This window comes from Sulfuriferula nivalis (genome assembly GCF_009937995.1).
GTDB classification, from domain to species: Bacteria; Pseudomonadota; Gammaproteobacteria; order Burkholderiales; family Sulfuriferulaceae; genus Sulfuriferula; species Sulfuriferula nivalis.
In genome coordinates this window covers 2,754,555-2,778,840 of sequence record NZ_AP021881.1, presented here as the reverse complement: position 1 = coordinate 2,778,840, position 24,286 = coordinate 2,754,555, and the positions used below count along the sequence as shown (strand labels likewise).

The 24,286-nt window shown below is 46.6% G+C and carries 17 protein-coding genes and 1 riboswitch; of the genes, 5 read left to right on the top strand and 12 right to left on the bottom strand.

Going from position 1 to position 24,286, the window contains the following annotated elements; all coding sequences use genetic code 11:
• Positions 1 to 248: 248 nt before the first annotated feature.
• On the bottom strand, positions 249 to 572 hold the full coding sequence (locus tag SFSGTM_RS13610) for a rhodanese-like domain-containing protein (RefSeq protein WP_162085637.1): 324 nt from the start codon (positions 570 to 572) through the stop codon (positions 249 to 251).
• Positions 572 to 1,225, bottom strand: coding sequence for a protein-L-isoaspartate O-methyltransferase family protein (locus tag SFSGTM_RS13605; protein WP_162085636.1), 654 nt, complete (start codon positions 1,223 to 1,225; stop codon positions 572 to 574). The genes SFSGTM_RS13610 and SFSGTM_RS13605 overlap by 1 nt, the downstream gene beginning before the upstream one ends.
• 55 nt (positions 1,226 to 1,280) lie before the next feature.
• A riboswitch (TPP riboswitch) is annotated at positions 1,281 to 1,377 on the top strand.
• A gap of 30 nt (positions 1,378 to 1,407) precedes the next feature.
• Here SFSGTM_RS13605 and thiC point away from each other — a divergent pair.
• Positions 1,408 to 3,324: a phosphomethylpyrimidine synthase ThiC gene (thiC, locus tag SFSGTM_RS13600; protein ID WP_162085635.1), complete on the top strand. Its 1,917-nt coding sequence runs from the start codon at positions 1,408 to 1,410 to the stop codon at positions 3,322 to 3,324.
• 117 nt (positions 3,325 to 3,441) lie between these two features.
• Positions 3,442 to 4,269 (top strand): undecaprenyl-diphosphate phosphatase, encoded by an 828-nt coding sequence (locus tag SFSGTM_RS13595; protein WP_162085634.1) that lies wholly within the window; start codon positions 3,442 to 3,444, stop codon positions 4,267 to 4,269.
• Here the strand turns inward: SFSGTM_RS13595 and SFSGTM_RS13590 are convergent.
• From SFSGTM_RS13590 to SFSGTM_RS13555, 8 genes are all read right to left on the bottom strand, one after another.
• The gene (locus SFSGTM_RS13590) at positions 4,266 to 7,481 is read right to left on the bottom strand and encodes a PAS domain-containing hybrid sensor histidine kinase/response regulator (RefSeq protein WP_162085633.1); all 3,216 of its coding nucleotides are present in this window, start codon (positions 7,479 to 7,481) and stop codon (positions 4,266 to 4,268) included. The genes SFSGTM_RS13595 and SFSGTM_RS13590 overlap by 4 nt on opposite strands.
• Positions 7,478 to 8,605, bottom strand: coding sequence for a response regulator (locus SFSGTM_RS13585; protein WP_162085632.1), 1,128 nt, complete (start codon positions 8,603 to 8,605; stop codon positions 7,478 to 7,480). The genes SFSGTM_RS13590 and SFSGTM_RS13585 overlap by 4 nt, the downstream gene beginning before the upstream one ends.
• A gap of 99 nt (positions 8,606 to 8,704) precedes the next feature.
• Entirely contained in the window at positions 8,705 to 14,374 is a 5,670-nt protein-coding gene (locus SFSGTM_RS13580) for an Hpt domain-containing protein (RefSeq protein ID WP_162085631.1), read from the bottom strand.
• A 73-nt stretch (positions 14,375 to 14,447) separates the two neighbouring features.
• Positions 14,448 to 16,577 (bottom strand): methyl-accepting chemotaxis protein, encoded by a 2,130-nt coding sequence (locus SFSGTM_RS13575; protein WP_162085630.1) that lies wholly within the window; start codon positions 16,575 to 16,577, stop codon positions 14,448 to 14,450.
• 55 nt (positions 16,578 to 16,632) lie between these two features.
• Entirely contained in the window at positions 16,633 to 17,142 is a 510-nt protein-coding gene (locus SFSGTM_RS13570; protein WP_162085629.1) for a chemotaxis protein CheW, read from the bottom strand.
• A 17-nt stretch (positions 17,143 to 17,159) separates the two neighbouring features.
• A complete protein-coding gene (locus SFSGTM_RS13565) occupies positions 17,160 to 17,522 on the bottom strand; it encodes a response regulator (protein WP_162085628.1) in 363 nt (120 codons plus the stop codon).
• Between the two features lie 13 nt (positions 17,523 to 17,535).
• On the bottom strand, positions 17,536 to 17,952 hold the full coding sequence (locus SFSGTM_RS13560) for a response regulator (RefSeq protein WP_269780058.1): 417 nt from the start codon (positions 17,950 to 17,952) through the stop codon (positions 17,536 to 17,538).
• Positions 17,953 to 18,048: 96 nt separating this feature from the next.
• Positions 18,049 to 18,201 carry a rubredoxin gene (locus tag SFSGTM_RS13555; RefSeq protein WP_198420564.1) on the bottom strand — a complete coding sequence of 51 codons (153 nt, stop codon included), beginning with the start codon at positions 18,199 to 18,201 and terminating at the stop codon, positions 18,049 to 18,051.
• 94 nt (positions 18,202 to 18,295) lie between these two features.
• On the opposite strand from SFSGTM_RS13555, the gene thiD reads away from it, so the two are divergent.
• The 3 genes from thiD to hemL are packed head-to-tail and all read left to right on the top strand — an operon-like array spanning position 18,296 to position 21,018.
• Positions 18,296 to 19,114, top strand: coding sequence for a bifunctional hydroxymethylpyrimidine kinase/phosphomethylpyrimidine kinase (gene thiD / locus SFSGTM_RS13550; protein WP_162085626.1), 819 nt, complete (start codon positions 18,296 to 18,298; stop codon positions 19,112 to 19,114).
• Positions 19,111 to 19,737, top strand: coding sequence for a thiamine phosphate synthase (thiE, locus tag SFSGTM_RS13545; protein ID WP_162085625.1), 627 nt, complete (start codon positions 19,111 to 19,113; stop codon positions 19,735 to 19,737). Before thiD ends, thiE begins: the two co-directional genes overlap by 4 nt.
• Positions 19,738 to 21,018 (top strand): glutamate-1-semialdehyde 2,1-aminomutase, encoded by a 1,281-nt coding sequence (gene hemL, locus SFSGTM_RS13540; protein WP_162085624.1) that lies wholly within the window; start codon positions 19,738 to 19,740, stop codon positions 21,016 to 21,018.
• 72 nt (positions 21,019 to 21,090) lie between these two features.
• Here hemL and ccsB read toward each other — a convergent pair whose 3' ends face one another.
• Together ccsB and SFSGTM_RS13530 are read right to left on the bottom strand one after the other, a co-directional pair.
• The gene (ccsB, locus tag SFSGTM_RS13535) at positions 21,091 to 22,233 is read right to left on the bottom strand and encodes a c-type cytochrome biogenesis protein CcsB (RefSeq protein WP_162085623.1); all 1,143 of its coding nucleotides are present in this window, start codon (positions 22,231 to 22,233) and stop codon (positions 21,091 to 21,093) included.
• Complete coding sequence (locus tag SFSGTM_RS13530) at positions 22,234 to 24,186, bottom strand: cytochrome c biogenesis protein ResB (RefSeq protein ID WP_162085622.1); 1,953 nt, start codon at positions 24,184 to 24,186, stop codon at positions 22,234 to 22,236. It lies immediately after the preceding gene.
• Between the last annotated feature and the right edge of the window lie 100 nt (positions 24,187 to 24,286).

Here is a 24,286-nt window from a genome sequence, read left to right as displayed (position 1 = left end):
GGCTGAACGTTTTGCTAGGGTGATGTCAGTGCGGATGTGTTATTGATGTGTGCTACGAACACGCTAGGGTCTGATCTTACAAGCGATATTTTGGTTGTTGAATTTGTGTGAAATGTAAGGCTGAACTCTCGTCCTGCTCGGCCTGTTATCATCCACATCATCAAATAGTTTGAAATACTGACTGCGTAACCTAATTTGCAAAACTACCAGTTAACTCAATTGGCAGCAAAATGTCGGATACAGCCTAACTAGTAAACCGCCATATCCAGATCTACGCTATGTGCCCAGGCATTTATGCCACCGCTGAGGTTGTAAAGGTCAGTAAATTGGTGGTGTTCCAATAGTCTGGCGATATGCATGCTGCGTACGCCGTGGTGACAGATGACTACGACAGGGGCTTGCTTATCTAGTGTCTGCATCTGCTCGGGCACGGTGTGCATAGGCATGAGCTGGGCGTTGCTCAGGTGGGCGATTTGGTATTCCCAAGGCTCACGCACATCAAGCAATATTGGTTGTGTGCGTGAGGGGTTGGACAGCCACTCGTTTAGTTGCGCTGCGCTGAGTTGTTGCACTAAAATACGAAACGCTCAGGTTGTACTGCGTTTTTTAGTGGTTTGATGTTGGTTTCAAACAGGGTGACGGTGTTATATGAGTCTGCGCCCATGCAGGTGATAAGCTGCGCTGACATGGCAGGTGCATCGCCAGTGATAGCGAATAAACGGCCGCCGATGTTGAGGTCTTTTAACATGGATTCAGGCAATACAGGCAGCGAGCCAGTGACGATGATGACGTCATATTTGCCGTGTTTAGACCAGCCCTTGGCAGCATCGCCAGATTCCAGATTAACATTCTTAATACCATGCGCAGCGAGCTTGGCATGTGCCTGCATTTTGAAATCAGAAATGATATCGACACTGTAAACACGTTTGGCCAGGTGGGAAAGCAGGGCGGTGAGGTAGCCGCTACCTGTGCCGATTTCCAGCACGGTGTCGGTGGGTTGCACGGCGACTTCTTGCAATATGCGCGCTTCCAGTTTTGGCGACATCATGACTTCATCGTGACCTAATGGAATTTCCATATCGACGAAAGCGAGGGTGCTGTATTGTGCTGGGACGAAATCTTCGCGTTTCACCTGAACTAACAGGTCGAGTACGGTTTGGTTGAGCACATCCCAAGGACGAATTTGCTGCTCTATCATGTTAAAACGGACTTGTTCTATATTCATTTTGACACCTATCTCACTAATATCTTGCGATTATTTCATATTTCCTATAATTTAACACCTCTGCTAGGGGTCTTCATTGAAAAATGAAGTGAGATACACCCTTCGAACCTGATACGGGTCATGCCGTCGTAGGGAAGCACTCAACTGCTCCTTACGCTTATTTATTGCTTTAAGGACATCCAATGAACGCCAATCCAGAATTTCTCGCCGCGAATGCCCATGTTGATGAGGCCGCGATTAAGCCATTGCCGAATTCACGTAAAGTTTACGTGCAAGGTTCGCGCGCAGATATACAAGTGCCTATGCGTGAAATCAGCCAGTCTGATACCTCTGCTTCTTATGGCGCTGAGCCTAACCCACCGATTTATGTTTATGACTGCTCGGGTCCTTATTCTGACCCAGCTGTCAGTATCGATATCCGTGAAGGTTTAGCGGGTGTACGTACACCGTGGATAGAAGGTCGTGGCGATACCGAGGTATTGTCAGGGCTGAGTTCGGAATTTGGTAATGAGCGTTTACACAACGCTGAACTGCAATCTATGCGTTTCCCCGGTCTGGTGCGCCAGCCACGTAAAGCAATCGCAGGCAAAAATGTAACCCAAATGCATTATGCACGTCAGGGCATCGTTACCCCTGAGATGGAGTATGTGGCTATCCGTGAGAATATGCGCCGCCAGGAATATCTGGAGTCACTCAAGAATTCTGGCCCTACAGGTCAAAAAATGTTTGAACTGATGGGTCGCCAGCATCGCGGCCATTCGTATGGGGCGGCATTGCCAGAAACCATGACAGCTGAATTTGTGCGTGAAGAAATTGCCCGTGGCCGTGCGATTATTCCAGCCAACATCAACCACCCAGAAATCGAACCTATGATCATCGGGCGTAACTTCCTGGTGAAAATTAACGCAAATATTGGCAACTCTGCACTGGGCTCTTCCATCCAGGAAGAAGTCGAAAAAATGACCTGGGCTATCCGTTGGGGTGGTGACACGGTGATGGATTTATCAACGGGTAAAAACATCCACGAAACTCGCGAGTGGATAATTCGTAATTCACCTGTACCCATCGGTACTGTGCCTATCTATCAGGCTTTGGAAAAAGTTAACGGTAAGGCAGAAGACCTGACCTGGGAAATGTTCCGTGATACGTTGATAGAGCAAGCGGAGCAGGGTGTGGATTATTTCACTATCCATGCCGGTATACGTCTGGCGCATGTGCCACTGACAGCGAACCGCATGACAGGTATTGTTTCGCGTGGCGGTTCGATTATGGCGAAATGGTGTCTGGCGCACCATCAGGAAAGTTTCCTTTACACCCATTTTGAAGATATCTGCGAAATCATGAAAGCCTATGACGTCAGTTTTAGTTTGGGTGATGGATTGCGTCCAGGTTCAATTTACGATGCCAATGACGATGCACAATTGGCTGAATTGAAAACGCTAGGTGAATTGACTCAGGTAGCGTGGAAGCATGATTGCCAGGTGATGATAGAAGGTCCTGGACACGTGCCTATGCAGATGATTAAAGAGAACATGGATTTGCAGCTGGACTGGTGTGATGAAGCGCCGTTCTACACCTTGGGACCTTTGACCACCGATATTGCACCTGGCTATGATCACATCACCAGCGCGATTGGTGCAGCACAGATAGGCTGGTATGGCACGGCAATGTTGTGCTATGTCACACCGAAAGAGCATTTGGGCTTGCCTGACAAGAATGACGTCAAGGACGGCATCATGGCGTACAAAGTAGCAGCGCACGCGGCGGATTTAGCTAAGGGTCATCCTGGTGCACAGATACGTGATAATGCACTGTCTAAGGCGCGTTTTGAGTTCCGCTGGGAAGATCAGTTCAATCTGGGGCTGGATCCAGATAAGGCGCGTGAATTCCATGATGAAACTTTGCCTAAAGATTCAGCCAAAGTGGCACATTTCTGCTCCATGTGTGGCCCGCATTTCTGCTCGATGAAGATTACTCAAGACGTGCGTGATTACGCGCAGGCACAGGGTTTGTCAGAACAAGCGGCCTTGACCAAAGGCATGGAAGTTAAGGCAATAGAGTTCGTAAAACAGGGTTCTGAGATTTACAGCAAGGCATAAGTATTGCTTGAAATTAAGTGCGGCCAGTGTTTAGTCGCTGGTCGCATTTTTTATTTTAAGCAAACTGTCATGCAGAACTGTTACCCTGTTTTTTCATAATTAATTAAAGTGGGCAATATGGATATAGTATTAGCATTAAAAGCTTTGATATTGGGACTGGTAGAAGGGCTAACCGAGTTTCTACCTATATCGAGCACGGGTCATCTGATACTGGCAGGTGATTTATTGAATTTTAACGATGAGCGCGGCAAAGCCTTTGAAATTATTATTCAGGCGGGTGCAATACTTGCTGTGTGTTGGGAATATCGTAGCAAGATTACTACGGTGGTTAAGGGCTTAGGGCAGCCAGCTTCAAACAAATTTGTGTTTAATTTGTTCGTGGCCTTTCTACCAGCGGCGATATTAGGTTTGTTGTTCGCACATAAGATCAAAGAATATTTGTTCCAGCCTGTGCCTGTCGCGGCTGCATTCATTATTGGCGGTATATTGATATTGTGGGCGGAAAAACGTCAGCATGTGATACGTGTCGACAGTGTAGAAGAGATGAGCTGGAAAGATGCGTTGAAGGTAGGTTTGGCGCAAACACTGGCGTTGATACCTGGTACATCACGCTCAGGTGCGACTATCATCGGTGGTTTATTGTTTGGTATGTCACGCCGCACAGCTACGGAGTTCTCATTCTTTCTGGCGATACCGACACTGCTTGCAGCAACGGCGTATGAAGTTTACAAAAACAGGGAGTTGCTGCTCAATTCACAGGGCGACATCATGTTGTTTGCCATTGGCTTTGTGACGGCATTCGTGAGCGCGCTGATTGCGATACGGGCATTGCTCAAATTCATCAGCCAGCATGATTTTGTGGTGTTTGCCTGGTACCGCATCGTTTTCGGTATTGTCGTGCTTGCTACCGCATATACAGGCGTGGTGAACTGGTCGGCCACCTAATCCTGCTGACGGTATTCCTTACGTATAGTGTTCAAAAGTGTCAGTGCAGCTGGATATTCAAAATTTGTAATTAGATTCCCCAGCTGATCTACCTGCTCACCCAATTCAGTGCGTAATTGTGGTTGAGCGGCTACAAACAGCATGTTGGCTGCCGTATCATCGGCAGCCAACATGCTAGCTAATTGATCCATGGTGTTCTGTACGTTTATTGTTGTCGCCTGTTCAGCCTGCTCAGCATCGATGTGGCTTAATGCGTTATCCAGTGTTTGTAAGTCATGATGGCAGTCTTCTCGCAGTTTGCTGGTGATGACTGCGGGTGAATTCTGGTGTAGCGCGGTTTCCAAGGCGCTGGCCAATTCACTTAAATGATTTATTCCCAAAGTTGCTGCTGCGCCTTTAAGCGTGTGTGCCCAGCGTATCGAAGTACTGCTGTCAGCACTCGCGATTTGCGATATTTGTTGCAACTGACTGTCAGTGAATTGGTGCAATAGTCGCAGATAGGTCTTCACATCATTACGCACTGCACGCAGTCCTCGCTGGAAATCCATCCCGACCATGTGTTCCAGCTCATCAGGCAGGTCAATGTGCGCCACTGTAGCAGGTATGTCAGCGGCAACGATGGCGGGTTTTTCTTGTTCCGCTCTGGTCGGTAACCATTTGAGTAAAGTGGCATACAGCAGATCAGGATCGACTGGCTTTGCAATGAAATCATCCATCCCCGCAGCCATGCATCTATCTCGATCTTCCGCAAAGGCGTTGGCAGTCATTGCCAGTATGGGTATGTCTTGTTTGTTTGGCAGCGCGCGTATGCGTTGTGTGGCTTCTATCCCGTCCATGTTGGGCATTTGTATGTCCATCAGTATAAGCTCGTAGCCATCATTTATCACCATGGCTACAGCCTCGACACCATCCCTGGCCAGCTCTGGGTTAAGGCCTACACTGCGGAGTAAACCCAGTGCGACCTCCTGGTTGGTTGGGTCATCTTCAACCAGTAGCAGACGTACGCCTCGGTAGTCCCGGCTGAGTATGGCTTCCGCATTTCTTGGCAAATGCACGGATCTGTTTGCCGAACCCGTATCGGATTTACTGAGTTGCACGGTGAACCAGAAGGTGCTGCCAACGCCTGGTGTGCTGCTGACGCCGACCTCACCGCCCATAGTTTGCGCCAGGAGCTTGGTAATGCTCAGACCCAAGCCCGTGCCGCCGTGACGCCGAGTCGTAGAGCTATCGCCCTGTTCAAAAGGGGTAAATAGCCGCTGCATATCTTCGGGCAATATGCCGATGCCTGTATCCTGCACTTCGAATTTCAGTAATGCAGTATCATCGTTTTCTTCCAGCATGTGGGTGTGTAATGTGATGGTGCCAGTTTCTGTGAACTTGATCGCATTGCCCACCAGGTTGATAAGCATCTGGGTAATACGCGTGGGGTCGCCTTGCAAGTTGTGTGGAACAGTTGCGGTGTCAATAATGAAACGTAAGCCTTTGGCCTTGATCTGGTCTGATAACATGGATGCCACATTAACAGGTAATGCGGCTACATCTATGTCCAATTGTTCCAGCACAAGCTTGTCAGCTTCTATTTTGGAAAGGTCTAATATGTCGTTGATTAGTCCGAGCAGGTGGCGACTGGCAGCATGGATACGGTCTAGCTGCTCATGCTGCGAGGACGTCACGCCACTGCGCTGTAACAGATAAGTCATGCCCAGAATAGCATTCATGGGAGTGCGGATTTCGTGACTCATATTGGCGATAAAAGCGGCTTTGGCTTGCGCTGCTGATTCGGCGAGCTCTAGCGCGTATTGTAATGCATCTTCTGTGAGTTTTTTGTCGTTGATGTCACGGTTGGAAGCACGCCGTCCAATTTGTTGCCCTGCAGCATCTCTGACGGGTTGGCAGACATGTTCTATCCAGCGTAGCTGGCCGTTTTTATGGTAAATGCGAAATACCACTGTTGCTACATTTCCTGATTCCTGTGCATGGAAGTGATGTTGTACTTTTTGCAGGTCATCAGGGTGAACAATATCGTAATATAACTGGGGCTGATCGAGGAATTCATGATCGTGATAACCCGTTGTGCGTAAACAGGAGGGTGAGCAATACAACAAGTTTTGATCGTTGTCGTGCCAGGTTTCCCATTCATAGGTAAAGTCTGCCACCGTGCGGTATTTTATTTCTGCTTCAGTAAGCGCCAGTGTGCGTTCTGCGACTACATCTTCCAAGTGGTTTCGATATTGATCCAGCTCGCTACCCAGACGTTTTTTTTCAGTAATGTCTTCCTTAATGCCTAGATAATGTGTGATATGCCCATCAGCCTGGGTTATGGGTGAGATGCTGGCAATTTCCACATATTCTTCGCCGTTTTTACGCCGATTGATGAGCTCACCTTTCCACGGTATACCCTGTGACAGTGCTGCCCACATAGCATCATAGGTGGCTTGCGGCGTTTTGCCAGAGTGCAGCAGGCGTGGATTTTGCCCGACGACTTCTTCCATGCTATAGCCGGTCGTATTGAGAAACGCATTGTTAACATATTCTATGTTGGCATCCAGATCGGTGATGACTATGCTCTCAGGACTTTGTCCCATTGCCTGATGTAATTTGGTCAACTCCGCTTCATATGGTTTGCGTTTGGTGATGTCTTGCAGTGTTGCGATAATGTAGTCAACGGATCTGTCTTGTTTGCGCTGGCAAGCCACGGTTAGCGCGGTGTAGACTATGCTGCCATTCTTGTGGATGAAACGTTTGTCGATGGCATAGCGGTCGATTTCACCGGAGAAAACGCGTCTGAGTTGTATCAGATCTGGTTCCAGGTCATCTGGATAGGTCAGTTCTGTCCATGTCATTTTGACTAACTCTTCTTTGCTATACCCCAGCATTTCACACAGGCGGTCGTTTACATTCAGCCATGTTTTGTCGTATGAGGTGATAGCCATGCCTATCTGACCCAGCTCGAAGTAAGAGCGGAATAGTGATTCACTGGCCTGTAATTTTTCTGTTTGGGCTTGGGCTTGTTCGCGTGATCTTAGTACAAGAAAGATGATAATGCCCACCAGTATTAATGTGGCTGGCAGACCTATGAGGATTTTGTTAAATTCGGTTGTCAGCTCGATTGCGTGTGCGGGTAGCGAGGTTAGGGTGAGCGCTAATCCATTTAATGGCACGGTTACTAGCGAAAATCCTGATCTGGTGTGTGCAGTTCTGCTGATTTTCATATGTTGAGCCCCGCTGTGATTGTGTCCAATGATGGGGTTTGCGCTGACTCACTAAAGTGCCTGGCGATGGCGACAAATTGATCAAAAATCACGAGGAAGGCATCCACTATGTCTGGATCGAAGTGTTTATCACGTCCAGTTACGATAATGTCGCGTGCCTGTTCGGCCGGCATGGCTAATTTATAGACGCGAGGTGAAATGAGCGCGTCAAAGACGTCAGCGAGCGCCATCAGCCGGGCGGAAATCGGGATGTCATCGCCAGATAAGCCATCAGGGTAACCACTGCCGTCCCATTTTTCATGATGCCAGTGAGCTATTTCTTTGCCTAAGGTGAGGAAATCAACAGGTTGTTCATTGTCTGACTCGGCACGTTCGATTGCATCTGATCCCATTTTCGCGTGGGTTTTCATAATTTCCCACTCATCTGGCGTCAGTTTACCTGGCTTGAGCAATATATGGTCGGGAATGCCAACTTTGCCAATGTCATGGAGTGGTGCTGATTTAGTCAGTAATTGTATAGCTCGGTCAGTTAAGGTGGCGGCAAAGCGGGGATGGCTACGTAATTGCAATGCTAGTGCTTCGATATATTGCTGAGTGCGTCGCAGGTGATTACCCGTTTCAGGATCACGTATCTCTGCCAAGTGGGCTAATGCCCGAATACTGACAAACTGTATGCTATCGTTTTCTGCCAGGCGTCGAGCTACTTCGGCTTCAAGAAACGCATTCTGGTTATGCAACCAGTCTCGAGCCTGTTTGGCTTCCAGCTGGGTGCGGACGCGTGCTTGTACGACAGCGGGTGTAATTGGTTTGGTGATGTAGTCGGCAGCGCCATGTTCCAGGCCATATTCTTCATCTTCAGATGAGTTCATAGCGGTGACAAAAATGACGGGAATATCGCGGGTGACTGGGTTGGCCTTGAGCTGAGTAAGTACCGTGAGCCCATCCATATCAGGCATCATGACATCAAGCAGGATAAGATCGGGCTTGGGAACACTCGCGGCAACCTGCAGGGCACGTACGCCAGAATTTGCTGCCCTTACCTGATAGGTGGGTTGCAATAACTGAGCCAGCACAGCCAGATTAGTCGGCTGATCATCTACTATCAGTATGGTGGCATCAGTCATGGCTTTGTCCCCCCTGTATTATTGTTGTCTTTTGTCTGTCGACTTCCTTTTTTCCTTTGTATTATGCGCTTGTTTTCTTATTTTAAATAGGCGGTGAATTTAAACTTCATTGATGGCGCAAGCCGTCTGTGCCAGTTCTGCTATCTTGGCTAATAGCTCGTCTTCCTGGAAAGGTTTACCCATGTAGGCGTTAACACCCAGGCTCATCGCATGGTCACGGTGTTTATCAGCAGTACGCGAGGTGATCATGATGATAGGTATTTGTGACATTTTGTTGTCGGCACGCATTACCTTGGTCAGCTCGAATCCATCCATACGCGGCATTTCGATATCTAGCAGCATGACGTCTGGTGTTGTTGTCTGTAGTAGTTGCAATGCATCCAGACCATCTTTTGCTGTGGTGACTTCGTAACCTTCACGCATGAGTATGCGGCTGGTGATTTTACGTACGGTTAGTGAGTCATCAACGATCATGACCGTTTTAGCCGCGGACTGATCTTCATTAATTAGCGTAATCGGTGTGTGTTTGACTTGTTGACGAACTATTTGTCCTTGGCGCTGGGCAAGTTGTACTGGGTTAAGGATCAATACGATTTGGCCATTACCTAATACAGTTGCACCTGCAATCCCTAATATACGAGCAAGTTGTGGACCGATATTTTTGATCACTAATTCTCGATTACCTATGAGCTTGTCGACGAGTACGGCGGCGCGCTGATTACCGCTCTTTAGTAATAACACCGGGCTGTATTGTTGCTGTATTGGCTGTGCCTGAGTATCACCAAGTAAGTGGGACAGGTAGAAGAAGTCATACTGGTGGTTTTGCCAGCTAATGACGCCTTTTTCCAGTAGCTCATTAATTTGTTCGGTTTTGTATTCCTGAACTTGCTCGACCATGGATGAGGAGATCGCGAAGATGCGGTCGCCTGCATGGACCAGCACTGCTTGCGATACGGCGAGTGTCAGTGGTAAGTAAACCGTAAATTGCGCGCCTTTGCCTGTTTCGGAGGCGATGTCGATACGTCCGCCTAGCTGGCTAATTTCATTTTTTACAACGTCCATACCCACACCACGACCAGCCAGTGTCGTGACTGATTCTGCAGTAGAGAAACCGCTGGAGAATATCATTTGCATGAGTTCATTTGCAGGTAAGTCATCTTCTGCTTGCATGAGACTATTGTCGATGGCTTTTGCTCGGATGGCTGGCAGATCCAGTCCACGACCATCATCTCGTAACGCAATTACAACTTCGTTACCTTCCTGACGGGCATACAGAACAATTTCGCCATATTCGGATTTGTCAGCAGCAATACGATCTTGAGGTAATTCAATACCATGAGCGACTGAGTTACGCAGCAAGTGTTCCAGTGGCGCAACCATTTTATCCAGCACGCTGCGGTCAAATTCCACGTGTTCACCTATCAGCTGCAAACTGGCTTTTTTACCCAGATCTTTTGCTGCCAGGCGCACGGTACGATGGAGTCGATCGGATATGCTGGACAGTGGCACCATACGAATGTGCATCAAGGCTTGTTGCAAGTCTTTGGCAAGACGACCTTGTTGGGTAATGGCGGAATCAGTTTCGTTGAGCGCCAATGCCAAGTTTTGCTGTACGCTGCCGACGTCGTTTACACTTTCAGCAATCATGCGCGTTAGTTCTTGCAGGCGGGTGAATCGGTCAAACTCTAGTGGGTCAAATTGACTGTCTTCACTTTGCATGTGTGACAGTGTCGATTGCATCTGACTTTCTGACTGAATTTCTAATTCGCGTAGCTGTGTCCGCAGACGCCCGACGTTTTCGTTTAGTTCTGTAATATGGGTTTTGATACCCGCAACACTACTTTCCATACGTGAACGTGCAATGTTGATTTCACCCGCTTCATTAACCAGCCTGTCTACGATGTCAGCACGAACACGCAATGTATGCGCACTGCCGTCGGCTTCTGCCGCCATTGGCATTGCGATTGTAGTTTGAGATAAATCTACCGTCACGTTGTTCGTATTGGAAGTGCCAGGTTCGGCTACGAATGCAGGATTGCGCAGTTTATCAACAGCAATGTTGAGTTGATCTATCTGGGCTTCAAACTCAGCAAATGTTTCAGGTGTCAGTTTCTGGTGATTTATGGCGTCTATGACATCCGTTTCCAGCGTATGCGTCAACTCACCTAAATGCATCGCGCCTGTCATGCGGGCGCTGCCTTTTAGTGTGTGCAGCAGGCGTTGCATATTGGCTTGCTCTTCACCTTCGGGCGCACCTTGCCAGCTACGTATAGATCTTTCTATAGCAGGCATCAAATCGGCAACTTCTTCCAAGAAGATAGGAAGTAACTGTTCGTCGATATCATCAGTGAGATTGTGTGTACGTTGTGCTTCATCTACTGGTAAGCGCAGTGATTCTAATTTGGGTGCTTCTACTGCCTCCACTGGCTCAATTACTTCCACTGGTTCAAATGCCTCCACTGGTTCAATTGCTTCCGTTGGTGCAAATGCTTCCACTGGCGCAAATGCTTCCACTGGCTCAATTACTTCCGCTGGTTCAAATGCTTCCGCTGGTGCAAATGCTTCCACTGGTTCAATTGCTTCCGTTGGTGCAAATGCTTCCACTGGTTCAATTGCTTCCGCTGGTGCAAATGCTTCCACTGGCTCAATTGCTTCTACTGCCCCACTATAGTCTGTATTAGTTTGGGCTGTGACACTTTCATCTGTGATTGTAGTATCTGCATCCACAGATTTTGCGATTTCAGCTTGGGCATGGTTGAGCTGGTTGATCAGATCTGCTGCCGCAGTGGGTAATTCGTGCTTGCGTATGTTGCGCAACATGTATGCAATCGTAGCAATTGCATGCTCAGTCATCTGGTCATGTGGTGGTAATGAGGCTGGTAAGCTCTGTAAACGATTTAGCCAGAGTTCTAGTGCATGCGCCAGTTCACTGAGTGTGGTGAATCCTGTTAATCCTGCTATGCCGGCAAGGGTGTGTGCGGCGCGCATAAACTCATAACTGACAGGCAGGTGTGGGTTCTGCTGTAAATGGGTGAATTCTGCATGTAGGGTAAGGTAATGCTGATCGGCTTCACGCAAAAAGATATCTAGCAGCATTGGAGAAATAAGATTAGTGCCTATGGCAATACGATCATCAATTTCCTGTACTGGGGTTTCGTCGACGTAACCTGTTTCATGGATGTTATAGTCAGGCGTGTCGGTTATTTCTTTGATGATGTCAGGCTGGCTGGTTTCTGCTTCTGCTTCTGCTTCCGCCGAAATTTCAGGTTCACCAACTGATACGATAACTGGTTCCAGGTTGTCGGTATCAGTTGTTTCATCGATAGCAGGTTCACTGTCTGGCAAGTTGTTTTCATCAGATTCCTGATGTGTGCGCAGGATGTCAGCTTCATTCGCCAGGCCATGGTAATCAAGCGTGAATGGGCTATGCGATTGTAGTTTCTCTATCCACTCAGAAAATAGTTGATGTGCATTACCGAGTAGATGCAGTAATGTTGGCGTAGCATTTTTGTCGTCTTGCAACCATAAGTTGAGCAGCTGTTCCAGTGCCCAGGCTGTTTCGCCAAGATCCATAAGGCCTACCATGCGACCACTGCCTTTGAGGGTATGAAAGTTGCGACGACAGGTTCGCAGTGCTTCAGTGTTGTGAGGCTGTTCTGAGAGTGTGGCTAATTCAGCGTGGAGGCTTGCTAAAACTTCGTTAGCTTCTTCCAGGAAAATGGATAGCAATTCAGCGTCAATTTCATCTGCAGCAGGTTCGGGAGTATGAGTCTCTTCTTCAACAACAGTGGCGCCAGATAAATTCAATTGCTGTGAGAGCTCGCCTAGTGCAGCATCATTTTCGCCATTTTCGAGTTGCTTTAAAGCATCTGCAGATTGCTGTTTTAGTTGATAATCACCAACTAATTCAGCATCCTGGCTAATCTCACGCAGGGTTTCAACTAATTTTTTTTTTGTGTCTTCCTGCTCAGGATTTTCCTGCCACTCAGTGAGTTGCAGTTGTAAGTCAGATTTTAGCGAGTCTAGATCATCTTCAACTCGTTCGCCTATTTCCTCTGTATTGAGGTCATCGACCAGCCCCAGTTCCTTCATGATGGGTTGTAGTATCGCATCCGCATCCTGACGTTGATAGCGTTGAGCATCAACATATAAGCTGATGCTGCTAATGGCATCAGCAATAGTGCTAAAGCTGGCTTCATCAACAGGTAGAGCCGGATCAGCAAGCTGTTTAATTAATTGGTGGGTATGTTCCAATATGGTATTGGCATCACCTAATTGCATAATGCTAAGCGCACCATGAATTTCAGTAATGGGTCTGGTCAGCTCAGCCAGAGGTTGTTTGTCGTGGAAATTGTCACGGAAGAAAGTGTCCAGTGTTTCTTCTATCTGCTGGATATTAACCTGGATTTCTTGTGCGACTTGTGCAATTAATAGTTTTTCCTGGGCTTGGCGAGAGTACTCATCAAGCAGGGGGATGTCTGGGATGTCTGCTAAATCTATTTCCGCATAAGCCGCTGCACGTAAACGTTGACTTTGTACTTCAGCTTGCTGGACTAATTCACCACCTATGTTTTCGTAATGAGCCAGGTTGTTTTGCAGCAGCAATAATGTGGTGGCGACTTCCAGACCAATAGCTTCATGACGCTCATGCGGTAATTGATGATAATCATTGGCGATACTCGCGATTTCATCAATCAGTTTAATAATTGGGGTGTTGTTTAGCTGTGCTATGGGCGCATTCAGGTCATTAATAATTGATTGAAACTGAGCAAGACTATCTGCGCTGCCTGAAATAAGTTTCAGCCAAGCCTCTTTCGCATTGTTGATATGACTAAGAATTTGTTTTAACAATGGACGCAGCGCATCAATTTCATCCATAGTCTGCTTGTTCTGTGGAATAAGCGTAGATAGATTGAAAGTGTTTTTTACTGCGGCAACATGCTCATTGACATCGCTACTTTGAGCAACGAAATATAATAAATCACGCAGCAATCTCTCTGCGGTTTTCAGTGAGCCTTCTATATGGCGACGCATTTGTAAATCTATACGGCCACAAAGCTGTTTTACTGGAAAGCTCGGTTCAATTGCATGGTTAATCAGGCAATCAACAAAAGCACCGGCACCCCACCAGAAGGTTCGGCTGGCTGGTACGTTAATATTGTTTTCTATATTCTTCACTGCTTCGCGCATGAGTAACAGACCCTGGTCAGCATCATGTTGGCGCAAAAAGCCGAGTAAACCTCGTTGAAAACTGGCTCTGGATTTTTTGATTAGTTGGCTAATATCGGTGCTGGATAATTCCGATTTTGTATTTGCGCGAGGCGCTCTTCCGCCCATGTCCGGGAAAAACAAATCTGTTTCGGACGAGGTGGTAATGCCCTGTGCAAGTCTCAGAGCTTGGTAATTTGGGAAAAGCTGTAATTCGTGATTGGGCTTGCCTTTGAGCAAGTCGTCCAGATACTGTTCGATCTGGGTCGTTGTGTTTTTGAGTAAGGCTAGTGATTCAGGAGTGATGCTGATGGATTTTTGTTCAAGCGCGTGGACAAATTTTTCAGCTTCTTGGCAAACCAGAGTAACGCCTTGTAAGCCTATCATTTCAATTGCACCTGTTATCTGATGCAAGAAAGTATTTGCTTGGCGTAGCTTGGCTGTATCATCAGATGCTATATCAAACTGGTCAACAATGGCATTGATTTGGTCTATTGAGCGGTCTATTTCTTCTTTGACCCAGCTGAGTGGTCCGATGTCATATTCTGGTGTTGAGCTCATGATCTATCCTAATTTAGTCTGCTGTTTTATTCATTTATTTTCACCTCGGTCAAGCCGAGGTTGAGTGCAGAGGTTATGCTAGTTTGAAACCAGAAATAGATTTCTTCAAATCGGTTGCCAGCGATGTCAATTCACCAATAGACGACGCAGTTTGTTGTGTGCCTGCTGTCGTTTGTTCGGTAATTTGTTGAATATCCTGCATCGCTTTGGTAACTTTGTTTGCGGCCTGTGACTGACTATCGGTAGCTGCAGAAATGTTTTCAATCAGACTCGCAAGGTTGCGCGAAACTTGACCAATTTCACTCAGCGCTTGACCCGCCGCATCGGATAGTTTGGCTCCTTCTACTACCCCCTGGGTACTGGTTTCCATCGCGGAAACCGCATCTTGTGTATCTGACTGAATAGTTTTCACAATCGCAGCAATTTGTTTGGTCGCCTGACCAGAACGTTCAGCTAGTCGTTGTACCTCTTCCGCAACCACGGAGAAGCCTCGTCCAGCTTCGCCAGCGGCAGCAGCTTGAATCGCAGCATTAAGCGCAAGTACGTTGGTTTGTTCGGTAATATCTGAAATCAGTTCAACGATTTCACCAATTTCCTGTGAAGATTCGCCCAGTCGTTTAATGCGTTTGGATGTTTCCTGGATGTTCTCACGAATACTGTTCATACCCGTGATAGAGTTTTCTACCGCCTTGGTGCCTTTTTCTGCGGCTTCCAGTGACTGGGTTGCCACTTGTGCAGATTGTGACGCACTGGCAGAAACATCATTAATTGATTGTGAAATACCGAGAATAGCAGCAGAGGTTTCTTCGATTTCTTGCGCTTGACGTTGTGCCGCGGCGAGTAGCTCTTCGGAAATGCTCTGTGCTTGTAAGGTTGTGGTGGTTACTTTTTCAGTCGCTCGGTTAATACCTGAAACCAGGCCGCGTAATTCATCGATAGTAAAGTTAATCGAGTCAGCAATAGCGCCTGTAATATCTTCAGTAACGGTGGCGTTGGTGGTTAAGTCGCCATCCGCCAAATCACCAAGCTCATTGAGCAATCGCAAAATAGCTTCCTGGTTACGTTTGTTTTCCGCTTCACTTTGCCCAACTCGACGTTTTGATTCGTTAACGTTAACGATACCAAATAACACCAAACTCGCTAATGCCAATATACCCGAGAGAATCGCAAATGTATTACTGGTGGTGCCCAGTTTTGAATAAGCTTGCGCTAATTGTTGAGTGGTTTTCAGGATGTCATCGCTGGTAGTGAAAATAGCCATGTTGGCTTGTTTGGTTTCTACGAGCGGTTGCATGTTACTCAAGATGCTTGTGGTTGCGGCATCAAATGGTTTGAATGCAGCGGTTAATTCCATCAGCTTGCTATGTGCGTCGGCGTCACTTAGTGCGGCAATGTGATAGCGTTCACTACCATCCCGTAATGCTTTTAGATATTCTTGAAATGAAGTTGCATCTTTACCAAGTTGAAATGCAACGTCCTGATCTATGGATTCGGAAGATACCAGCGCATTAGCATTTTTAGCCATACGCTGAGTTAACATGACCATTTCACTGGCCAATGTGCTTTCTCGTTGACCAAGATTGGCATCGGTCATGCGACCTACAAGTTGCTCTGAAATTTCTAACAGATCGTTTGCTGTTTTGTTAATGGTATCTACGTTAGTACGCAGTTCCACTAGTGGCTTTTGCTGGCTCAGAATTTGATTGATTTGCGCTTCGACAGGTGTCCAATGGGTTTTTAGTTCTGCGACTATCGGTTGTGTTGATTTTGGCGAGACAGGTAAGGAAATGCTGCCTTTGGAAATGGCGGTAAAGTTGGTGATAAATTGTTTTTCACTTGCAGCGAGTTGTGCAAAAGCTTCTGGGTTGCCTGCAACAGATTGTTGCGCACCTTTCGCGATACGCTGGGATAGCATTTGCATCTCAGTTGCTTTGGTAATGTATTCTGTTTTATTACCCGCTTGTATGCCACTGTATGTAAGTAACACGCCTGTGACTACCAAGAATCCCAAACCGGATACCATGGAGAGAATGTATTGCTTCTCTACAGGCAAATGACCTATTAGCGGCGTTTCAAAAGCAGTGCTGTCTGACATCTTTTTGATGCCGCTCATTATTAACGTTGTGTTTTCAGCACCTGAGCTGGCCCTTCCAGATTTCTTAGGTTCGTTTTTTGGGTTGAAACTTGGAAGTTTAAAAGCCATTTTTTGTCTCCGGTGCTAATTAATTATGAAATTGTTTTATGTGAATCAGAATAATTTATAAACTTACGGTCAGGAACTCGTTACTTGTAACTAATGCTTCAATATTCAAGCTGTGCCAAGCTTTACCGTCTTCATCCAGGTGCGTTTGACTAGCCCAGGCCGGCAGGGCGATGTTTGACTGTAATTGCATTTTATCAATGTTGCGCAATCCCAATGCCTGCTCAACGAGTAAAGCGCTATTTGAAGTAAATTGTGGGTGGACAATCAGCAGTCTGTTTTCTGTATTTCTCGGCGTTGCATGTGCACCTTTAAAATGAGCCAAATCAACAACGCTAAACAGTTTGCCTCGGATGTTAGTTACCCCTAAAAACCATGGCTGTGTGAGCGGCACGACTGCAATAGCGGATGGGGAAATTACTTCGCTAATGTGCGCTAAATCAACCAGCCAGTTTTGATCGGCAATACGTACGGCAAGGCGACTATTCGCAGTTGATTGACTTGTTGCAATTTGTAATCGATCACTTAAATCTTGTTGGAATTGTTTCAAGCTGACGCGTTTGGACATGGTCGTTTCTTTATGATTTAGAGTGCACGAATTTTCTGTAGTAGCGCGGCGCCATCTATAGGTTTGATCATGTATTCAATTGCACCCTGACGTAGTCCCCAGATTTTGTCGGTTTCCTGATCTTTGGTGGTGCATAGAATGATTGGAATGTGCTTGAGTTCTTCATCACGCGAAATTGCGCGTGTAGTTTGGAAACCGTTCATGCCAGGCATTACCACATCCATTAAGATTAGATCAGGCATGATTTGTTTGACTTTCTCTAACGCCTCTTCACCATTTTCCGCCAGATTGATTTGGTAGCCTTGCTTGCTTAGCAAGTCAGCAAGAAAGAAGCGTTCTGTGGGTGAGTCATCAACAATGAGTACTTTGTGGACTGCCATGATGTTCCTTGAATTAATTAGGGATTAGTTGGATCGCGGGGCTGGCTGGAACATAGCGCTGTACGGTACTGAGCAGACTGTCTTTGGTAAAAGGTTTGGTTAGGTATTCATTTGAGCCAACGATGCGTCCACGGGCTTTATCGAATAATCCATCTTTACTAGATAGCATAATGACTGGTGTTGATTTAAACCGGCTGTTTTTCTTAATGAGTGAGCAGGTCTGATAGCCATCTAAACGAGGCATCATGACATCCACGAAAATAATGTCGGGTTGGCGGTCTGTTATTTTAGCAAGGGCATCAAAACCATCTTCAGCAAGGATGATCTCACAACCAGCTTGCTTCAAAAAAATCTCGGCACTTCTGCGTATGGTGTTGCTGTCATCTATCACCATCACTTTAATGCCATTTAAATCATTGGTGTCTGCCACATTACCCCCGCTATTTTTTATTTACGACGTTGCTTTACGTATACGTGTATTTTTAATCTTATTTTGACTGGCTTGCAAGTATTTATTGTAATTGAATTATATTGCTACCATTTCAAAGTCGTCCTTTCGTGCGCCACATTCTGGGCATGTCCAGTTAATTGGAACGTCTTCCCACTTTGTGCCGGCAGGGATGCCGTCGTCAGGGCAGCCCTTGGCTTCATCATAAATATAGCCGCAAACTACGCACATGTAGCAATTGTAAGCTGATGCCATTATCTTGTCGCTTTTCAGTTAAAATAGGTATTCTAATCCAGATATGTATTTTAATGGCACGGTTTTTTATATGAATGAATCTCCTCCACCTATTGTACTGACCTTTGCCGCATCTGATCCTACTGGTGGTGCCGGTATTCAGGCTGACATCCTGACGATGACAAGTATGGGTTGTCATGCGCTATCTGTTTTAACTGCCATTACTGTTCAAGATACGGTCGGTGTTGAAGATTATTTTCCTTTAGATGCAGAGTGGATATCTGATCAGGCTCGCTGTCTGCTCGAAGATATGCCTGTGGCTGCTTTCAAGATTGGGATGTTAGGTAGTTTGGAGGCGCTTGCAACAATTGCAGCTATCGTTGCGGATTACCCTGATATTCCTTTGATTTTAGATCCTGTTTTGGCATCTGGCCGTGGCGATGAGTTGTCTACGGATGATATGCGGGCAGCAATGATGGATATGTTAATCCCGCAAACGACGATAATTACGCCTAACAGTGTAGAAGCACGTAATCTGGTTCAGGATGAGATAGTGAATGATAATGATGCGTTGGATATTTGTGCGCAACATTTATTGGCAACTGGGTGTGAGTACGTGTTGATTACGGGTACGCATGAAGGTACGGCGCAAGTGATAAATACCTTGTATGACGCAACAGGGGAGTTGCGAGCTGATACTTGGACGCGTTTGCCTGGTAGTTACCATGGTTCGGGTTGCACCTTGGCTTCGGCAATCGCTGCTGCTTTAGCGCATGGCATGTCGATTTCAGATGCGGTGCACGAGGCACAGGCATTTACTTATGAAGCTTTGCGTGCCGGGTTCAGACCTGGTATGGGGCAGTTTATTCCTGACCGTTTGTTTTGGGCTCGCGATGGGGATAAGCAATGATATCGGGTTTGTATGCGATTACGCAGGAGACCGATAATACTGCGGCATTGTTGGGGGCTATAACCGCTGCGTTACGTGGTGGTGCGAGTGTGGTGCAATATCGGGACAAAAGTGGTGACATCGCACGTCAACATGAACAAGCCAGTGAGTTGCTGGTTTTGTGCCGTCAATATGGCGTTCCGCTGATTATCAATGACAGTTTGCGATTGGCAGATCTGGTAGGTGCAGACGGTGTGCATATAGGCCGGGATGATGGCGGAATACGCGAAGCACGGATCATATTGGGCGCTGATAAAATTGTCGGTGTGTCATGTTATCAATCAATAGACTTAGCCGTAAAGGCTCAGGCAGCTGGCGCGGATTATGTTGCGTTTGGCAGCTTCTTTCCTTCTTCGACCAAGCCTGATGCGCCTTTAGCAGAGATGGCTTTATTGCAGCAGGCAACGCATCAAATCCATATACCTATTATTGCAATAGGCGGGATTACTTTAGCTAATGCAGGTGACTTAATTGATGCGGGAGCGGATGCGATCGCAGTGATTAGTGCGCTATTTGAAAGTGATGATGTAGCAGCAACAGCGCGGCAATTTGCCGATTTATTTTTAGCGGAAACAGAAGATTAAATGATGACGATAAACCAAGATTTATTTGAACGCGCACAACGCCATATTCCTGGTGGCGTTAATTCCCCAGTTCGTGCTTTCCGCTCTGTGGGTGGGACGCCATGTTTCTTTGAACGCGCATCAGGCGCACGGGTGTGGGATGCTGATGGACGCGAATTTATTGATTATGTTGGGTCATGGGGTCCAATGATAGTAGGGCACACTCATCCAGATGTGGTGCAAGCCGTATGTGAAGCGGCTGCAAAAGGGCTGAGTTTTGGTGCGCCAACTGCACGTGAAGTTGAGATGGCCGATTTGCTTACCACCTTGATTCCAAGTATGGACATGGTGCGACTAACTAGTTCGGGCACCGAAGCGACTATGAGTGCCATACGCTTGGCGCGTGGATTTACAGGTCGCTCAAAAATTATCAAATTCGAGGGTTGTTATCATGGGCATAGCGACTCGTTGCTGGTTAAGGCGGGATCTGGTGCGTTAACTTTTGGCCAGCCTAGTTCGGCGGGTGTGCCGCCAGAATTGGCAGCGCATACTTTAGTGTTAGATTATAACCAGCCACAACAGTTGATTGATTGCTTTAAGCAGTATGGAGATCAAATTGCAGCGGTGATCGTTGAGCCCGTTGTTGGCAATATGAATTTAATTGCACCGCTGCCAGAGTTTTTGCAAACCATGCGTGATGTGTGTACGCAATATGGTGCGGTATTGATTTTTGATGAGGTGATGACGGGTTTTCGTGTGGCATTAGGCGGCGCGCAGGCTTTGTATGGTATTACACCGGACTTGTCGACTTTTGGTAAAGTAATAGGCGGCGGCATGCCAGTTGGTGCTTTTGGTGGGCGTGGTGACATCATGGCTCATTTGGCGCCGCTGGGTGCAGTGTATCAGGCGGGGACATTGTCTGGTAATCCTGTTGCGGTTGCAGCGGGATTGGCGACATTGAAGTTGATACAGGCGCCAGGTTTTCATCAGCGTTTGGGCGAAGTTACTGGGAAGTTTGTGCATGGACTTACTGATGTTGCAGCTAAACATGGCGTAGCGTTTTCTGCGCAGCATGTAGGTGGAATGTTCGGTTTGTATTTCCGTAACCAGGTGCCGCAAAATTATGCACAGGTGATGGAGTGCGATGTTGCGGCGTTTAATCGATTCTTTCATGGCATGCTGGACGCGGGGGTGTATTTTGCGCCGTCAGCATTTGAAGCTGGTTTTGTTTCGGCAGCACATGGTGATGCTGAAATAGCGGCGACACTTGAGAAAGCAGAGCAAGTATTCGCTAACTGGTGACGCTCGTATGTTGAAACAAATCAATAAAAAAGACCGCCTAGGCGGTCTTTTTTATTGATTTTATTAACTGCTTTACAGTGTGCCGTAAGAATGCAAACCTGATAAGAACATGTTGACACCAAGGAAAGCAAACACGGTAACAAATAGTCCGATGACAGCCCACCATGCCAGCATAGGGCCGCGCAAGCCTTTTACCAGGCGTATATGTAACCAGGCCGCATAATTCAACCAGACGATGAGTGCCCAAGTTTCTTTTGGATCCCATGACCAGTAACCACCCCAAGCTTCAGCAGCCCAAAGCGCGCCGAGTATGGTGGCGATGGTAAAGAATCCAAAACCAACGGCGATGGATTTATACATGACATCGTCGAGCACTTCCAATTTAGGTAAGCGACTTGCCAAAATGCCCTTGGATGCCAATAAGTACGCAACGCCTATCATGGCTGCCAGGGAGAATGAGCCATAACCGATGAAATTGGCCGGTACATGTATTTTCATCCAGTAGGATTGTAATGCAGGCACTAACGGTTGTATGTTTTGCGCCTGACGGTCAAAGGTGTACCACAACAAAAAGCCAACTGCTGCACTAATGACAGGTAAAACAAACGCACCCATTTGTCGATTTTGATAACGATTTTCATAATGCAAATACAGCAAAGCCGTTATGATAGAGAACAGGATGAACACTTCATACAGATTTGAGATAGGGATGTGTCCGACATCAGGGCTGATTAAATAAGATTCATACCAGCGCACTAGCAATCCGACTAAGCCCATAGTCAACGCACTCCATGTCAGTGCGGTTCCTACTTTTGCGATAAAATCAGAGCGGGATATCAGGCTGATCCAATAGGTTAATGTTGCCAATACAAACAGCACGCTCATCCACATAATGGCAGATTGGCTGGCGAGTATATATTTTAGAAAGAATGCCTGATTGGCACGTGCAAGATCGCCATGGTAGTCATAGATGCCAAATATACTTAGTACTGCAATGATTATGAGTAATGTACGTATAGGTTTCCATAGCCAGCCTAATACCGAAAATACGGTGGCTGCACCAAACAGGAAGCCCTTTTCGTAAACGTCCATGTTGTTGCCATAAAGACTGAATGCGTATGCAGCGCCCGTCCATAATGCGAGCGCAAATAGCCAGTCGAAAGGATTAAGCTGTTTTAGCAGTGATGGGCGAGGCATGGTCTGGGTAAGTTGCATTTACGTTCCTTTTACAATGTCGGCAATGTCTTGCTGATGTCTTGCGAATTCATTATTAAAATCCAGTGTCTTGCGATTGCTGGACATGGCGAATAATACGCTATTGTGTTTGATTAACAGCCATAGTCTGCGTTCGCGTATATAAAACATGGAAAATACGCCTAAGACTAATAATCCTGAACCACCAAATACAATGTTTTTACCAGGTGAGCGCGTTAACTGCAAACCCGTAGCTTGGACTTCATCATAGGTTGCAAGTTGCAAATAAACTGGTGCGCCATAAAAGAAAATATCACTAATACTATTTAAACTGTCACGAATGAACCAGCCAGTTTCATCATTCATTTTTGGCGCAGGCTGGTGAGCCTGTGCCTGAGTGATCACGTAGGCCTGGTAAGTCGAAAGTTCGAGTATCTTGAGATAGGTTTGAGCTGCATTATCACGTTCAGCTACTGGAACCTTGGCTTCAATAAATTCAGATAAGGCTTTATAACCACCTTGGGAAAAAATATCCAGTACTTTGGTTGCGCTATCAACTAATTTACTTCTGACATCAGCAGGTGCATCAGGAATAGCGCTGGCTACAAAGTGTTGTGCAATTTCAGGATGTAGCGATTTGTTCAGCATAGCTCCGCGTAAGCGCATAAATCCAGATAATGTGCGTTCTGGATCCAGCGGGAAGCGAATGTATTGGAATGGTTGATTGGGCGCATCACGCATGCCTGATAATAAATACCAGCGCTTATCGAGCAGCATGGGTAGCATGTAATTGCTATATTCTTTTGCCTGTCCATCCGCGCTACGTAATTTGTATTGGAAGCTCGGGCCGACGTTATGCAGATTTTTCTTATCTGCCACAGCGTTACCACCGAAGACTGCGCGGGTGTCATGCATGGTTTTTTGGTCATCACCAAAATTTTCAATATTGAATGGGCGGAAATCGGAAAATTCTATAGTGTATTGGGTGTCATCTGTCGCCAATTTAGAGGTGTCATGTATGGATCCGGTAACCGGGAATGACTCACCACTGTGATCAAACAAATTCCAGCCATTCAAGTTTAAATGCGTGCCGCCATCTCCAAAGCTGGCCTGGAATATGGCAATTCCATCGTAGATCAGTGGATGATTGACGGTGACGGTGTGGGTCAATATTGGGCGATTTGTTTTTTTGTCGATGATAGTAATGTCACTGGCAAACATTTTTGGCTGCCCAGTGGTGTAATGCTCAATGTGGAATTTATTCAGGCCGATTTTGAACGGTAATTCTTGCACCATATAGCCGTCTGCGATATTCAGGAATACTACGTCTGCGCTGGATCCTTCGGGTATGGTGACATTGCCACGGAATGATAAGTTGTTGGCTGATAAACGGCTAATCGCTGGGACTTGGCTTTCGGCCAGGTCGCGTGTCTCTATTTTTTTCCAGCCAAAAGTTTGTTCAATTTTGAGTGGGATATTGCTATCGATTAATCCGCCTATACAAATCAGAACGATGGCGCTGTGAGTGAATATGTAGCCTAGACGATTAGCGCTACCACGTTTTGCGGCAATGAGTAGATGGTCGCCATCTTGTTTTTGTTTGTAGTGATAACCTTGGTTATCAAGGTAGGTAGTAAGTTGATCGGCAGATATATTGTTAGCTGGGAACTCTGCGACATGTTGAAAATGACGTAATGATTGTTCGGTCGCGTTTTCGCGATAACTGCGCATCTCACGTATCATCATCGGCAGGTTGCGATAAATACAGGTGCTGGTTGATAGCACCAGTATAGCTAGGATAGTTACAAACCAGTGGGTACGATATACGTCGTATAGCCCTAACCACTTAAATGCGGTGAACCAATATTGGCCAAACTCGATAATGTAATTGGCGTAGGGCTCATTTTGTTTTAATACTGTGCCAATGATAGATGCGATTGCGAGTATTGTGAGCAGGCTAATAGCGAAACGCATAGAGCTTAGCAGCTCATAAACTGAACGAGAGAAAGTGGCAGATTGTTTGTTCATAGGTAATACAGGATAGGTGGCCTGAAAAATAAAGGGGTGACTAAAG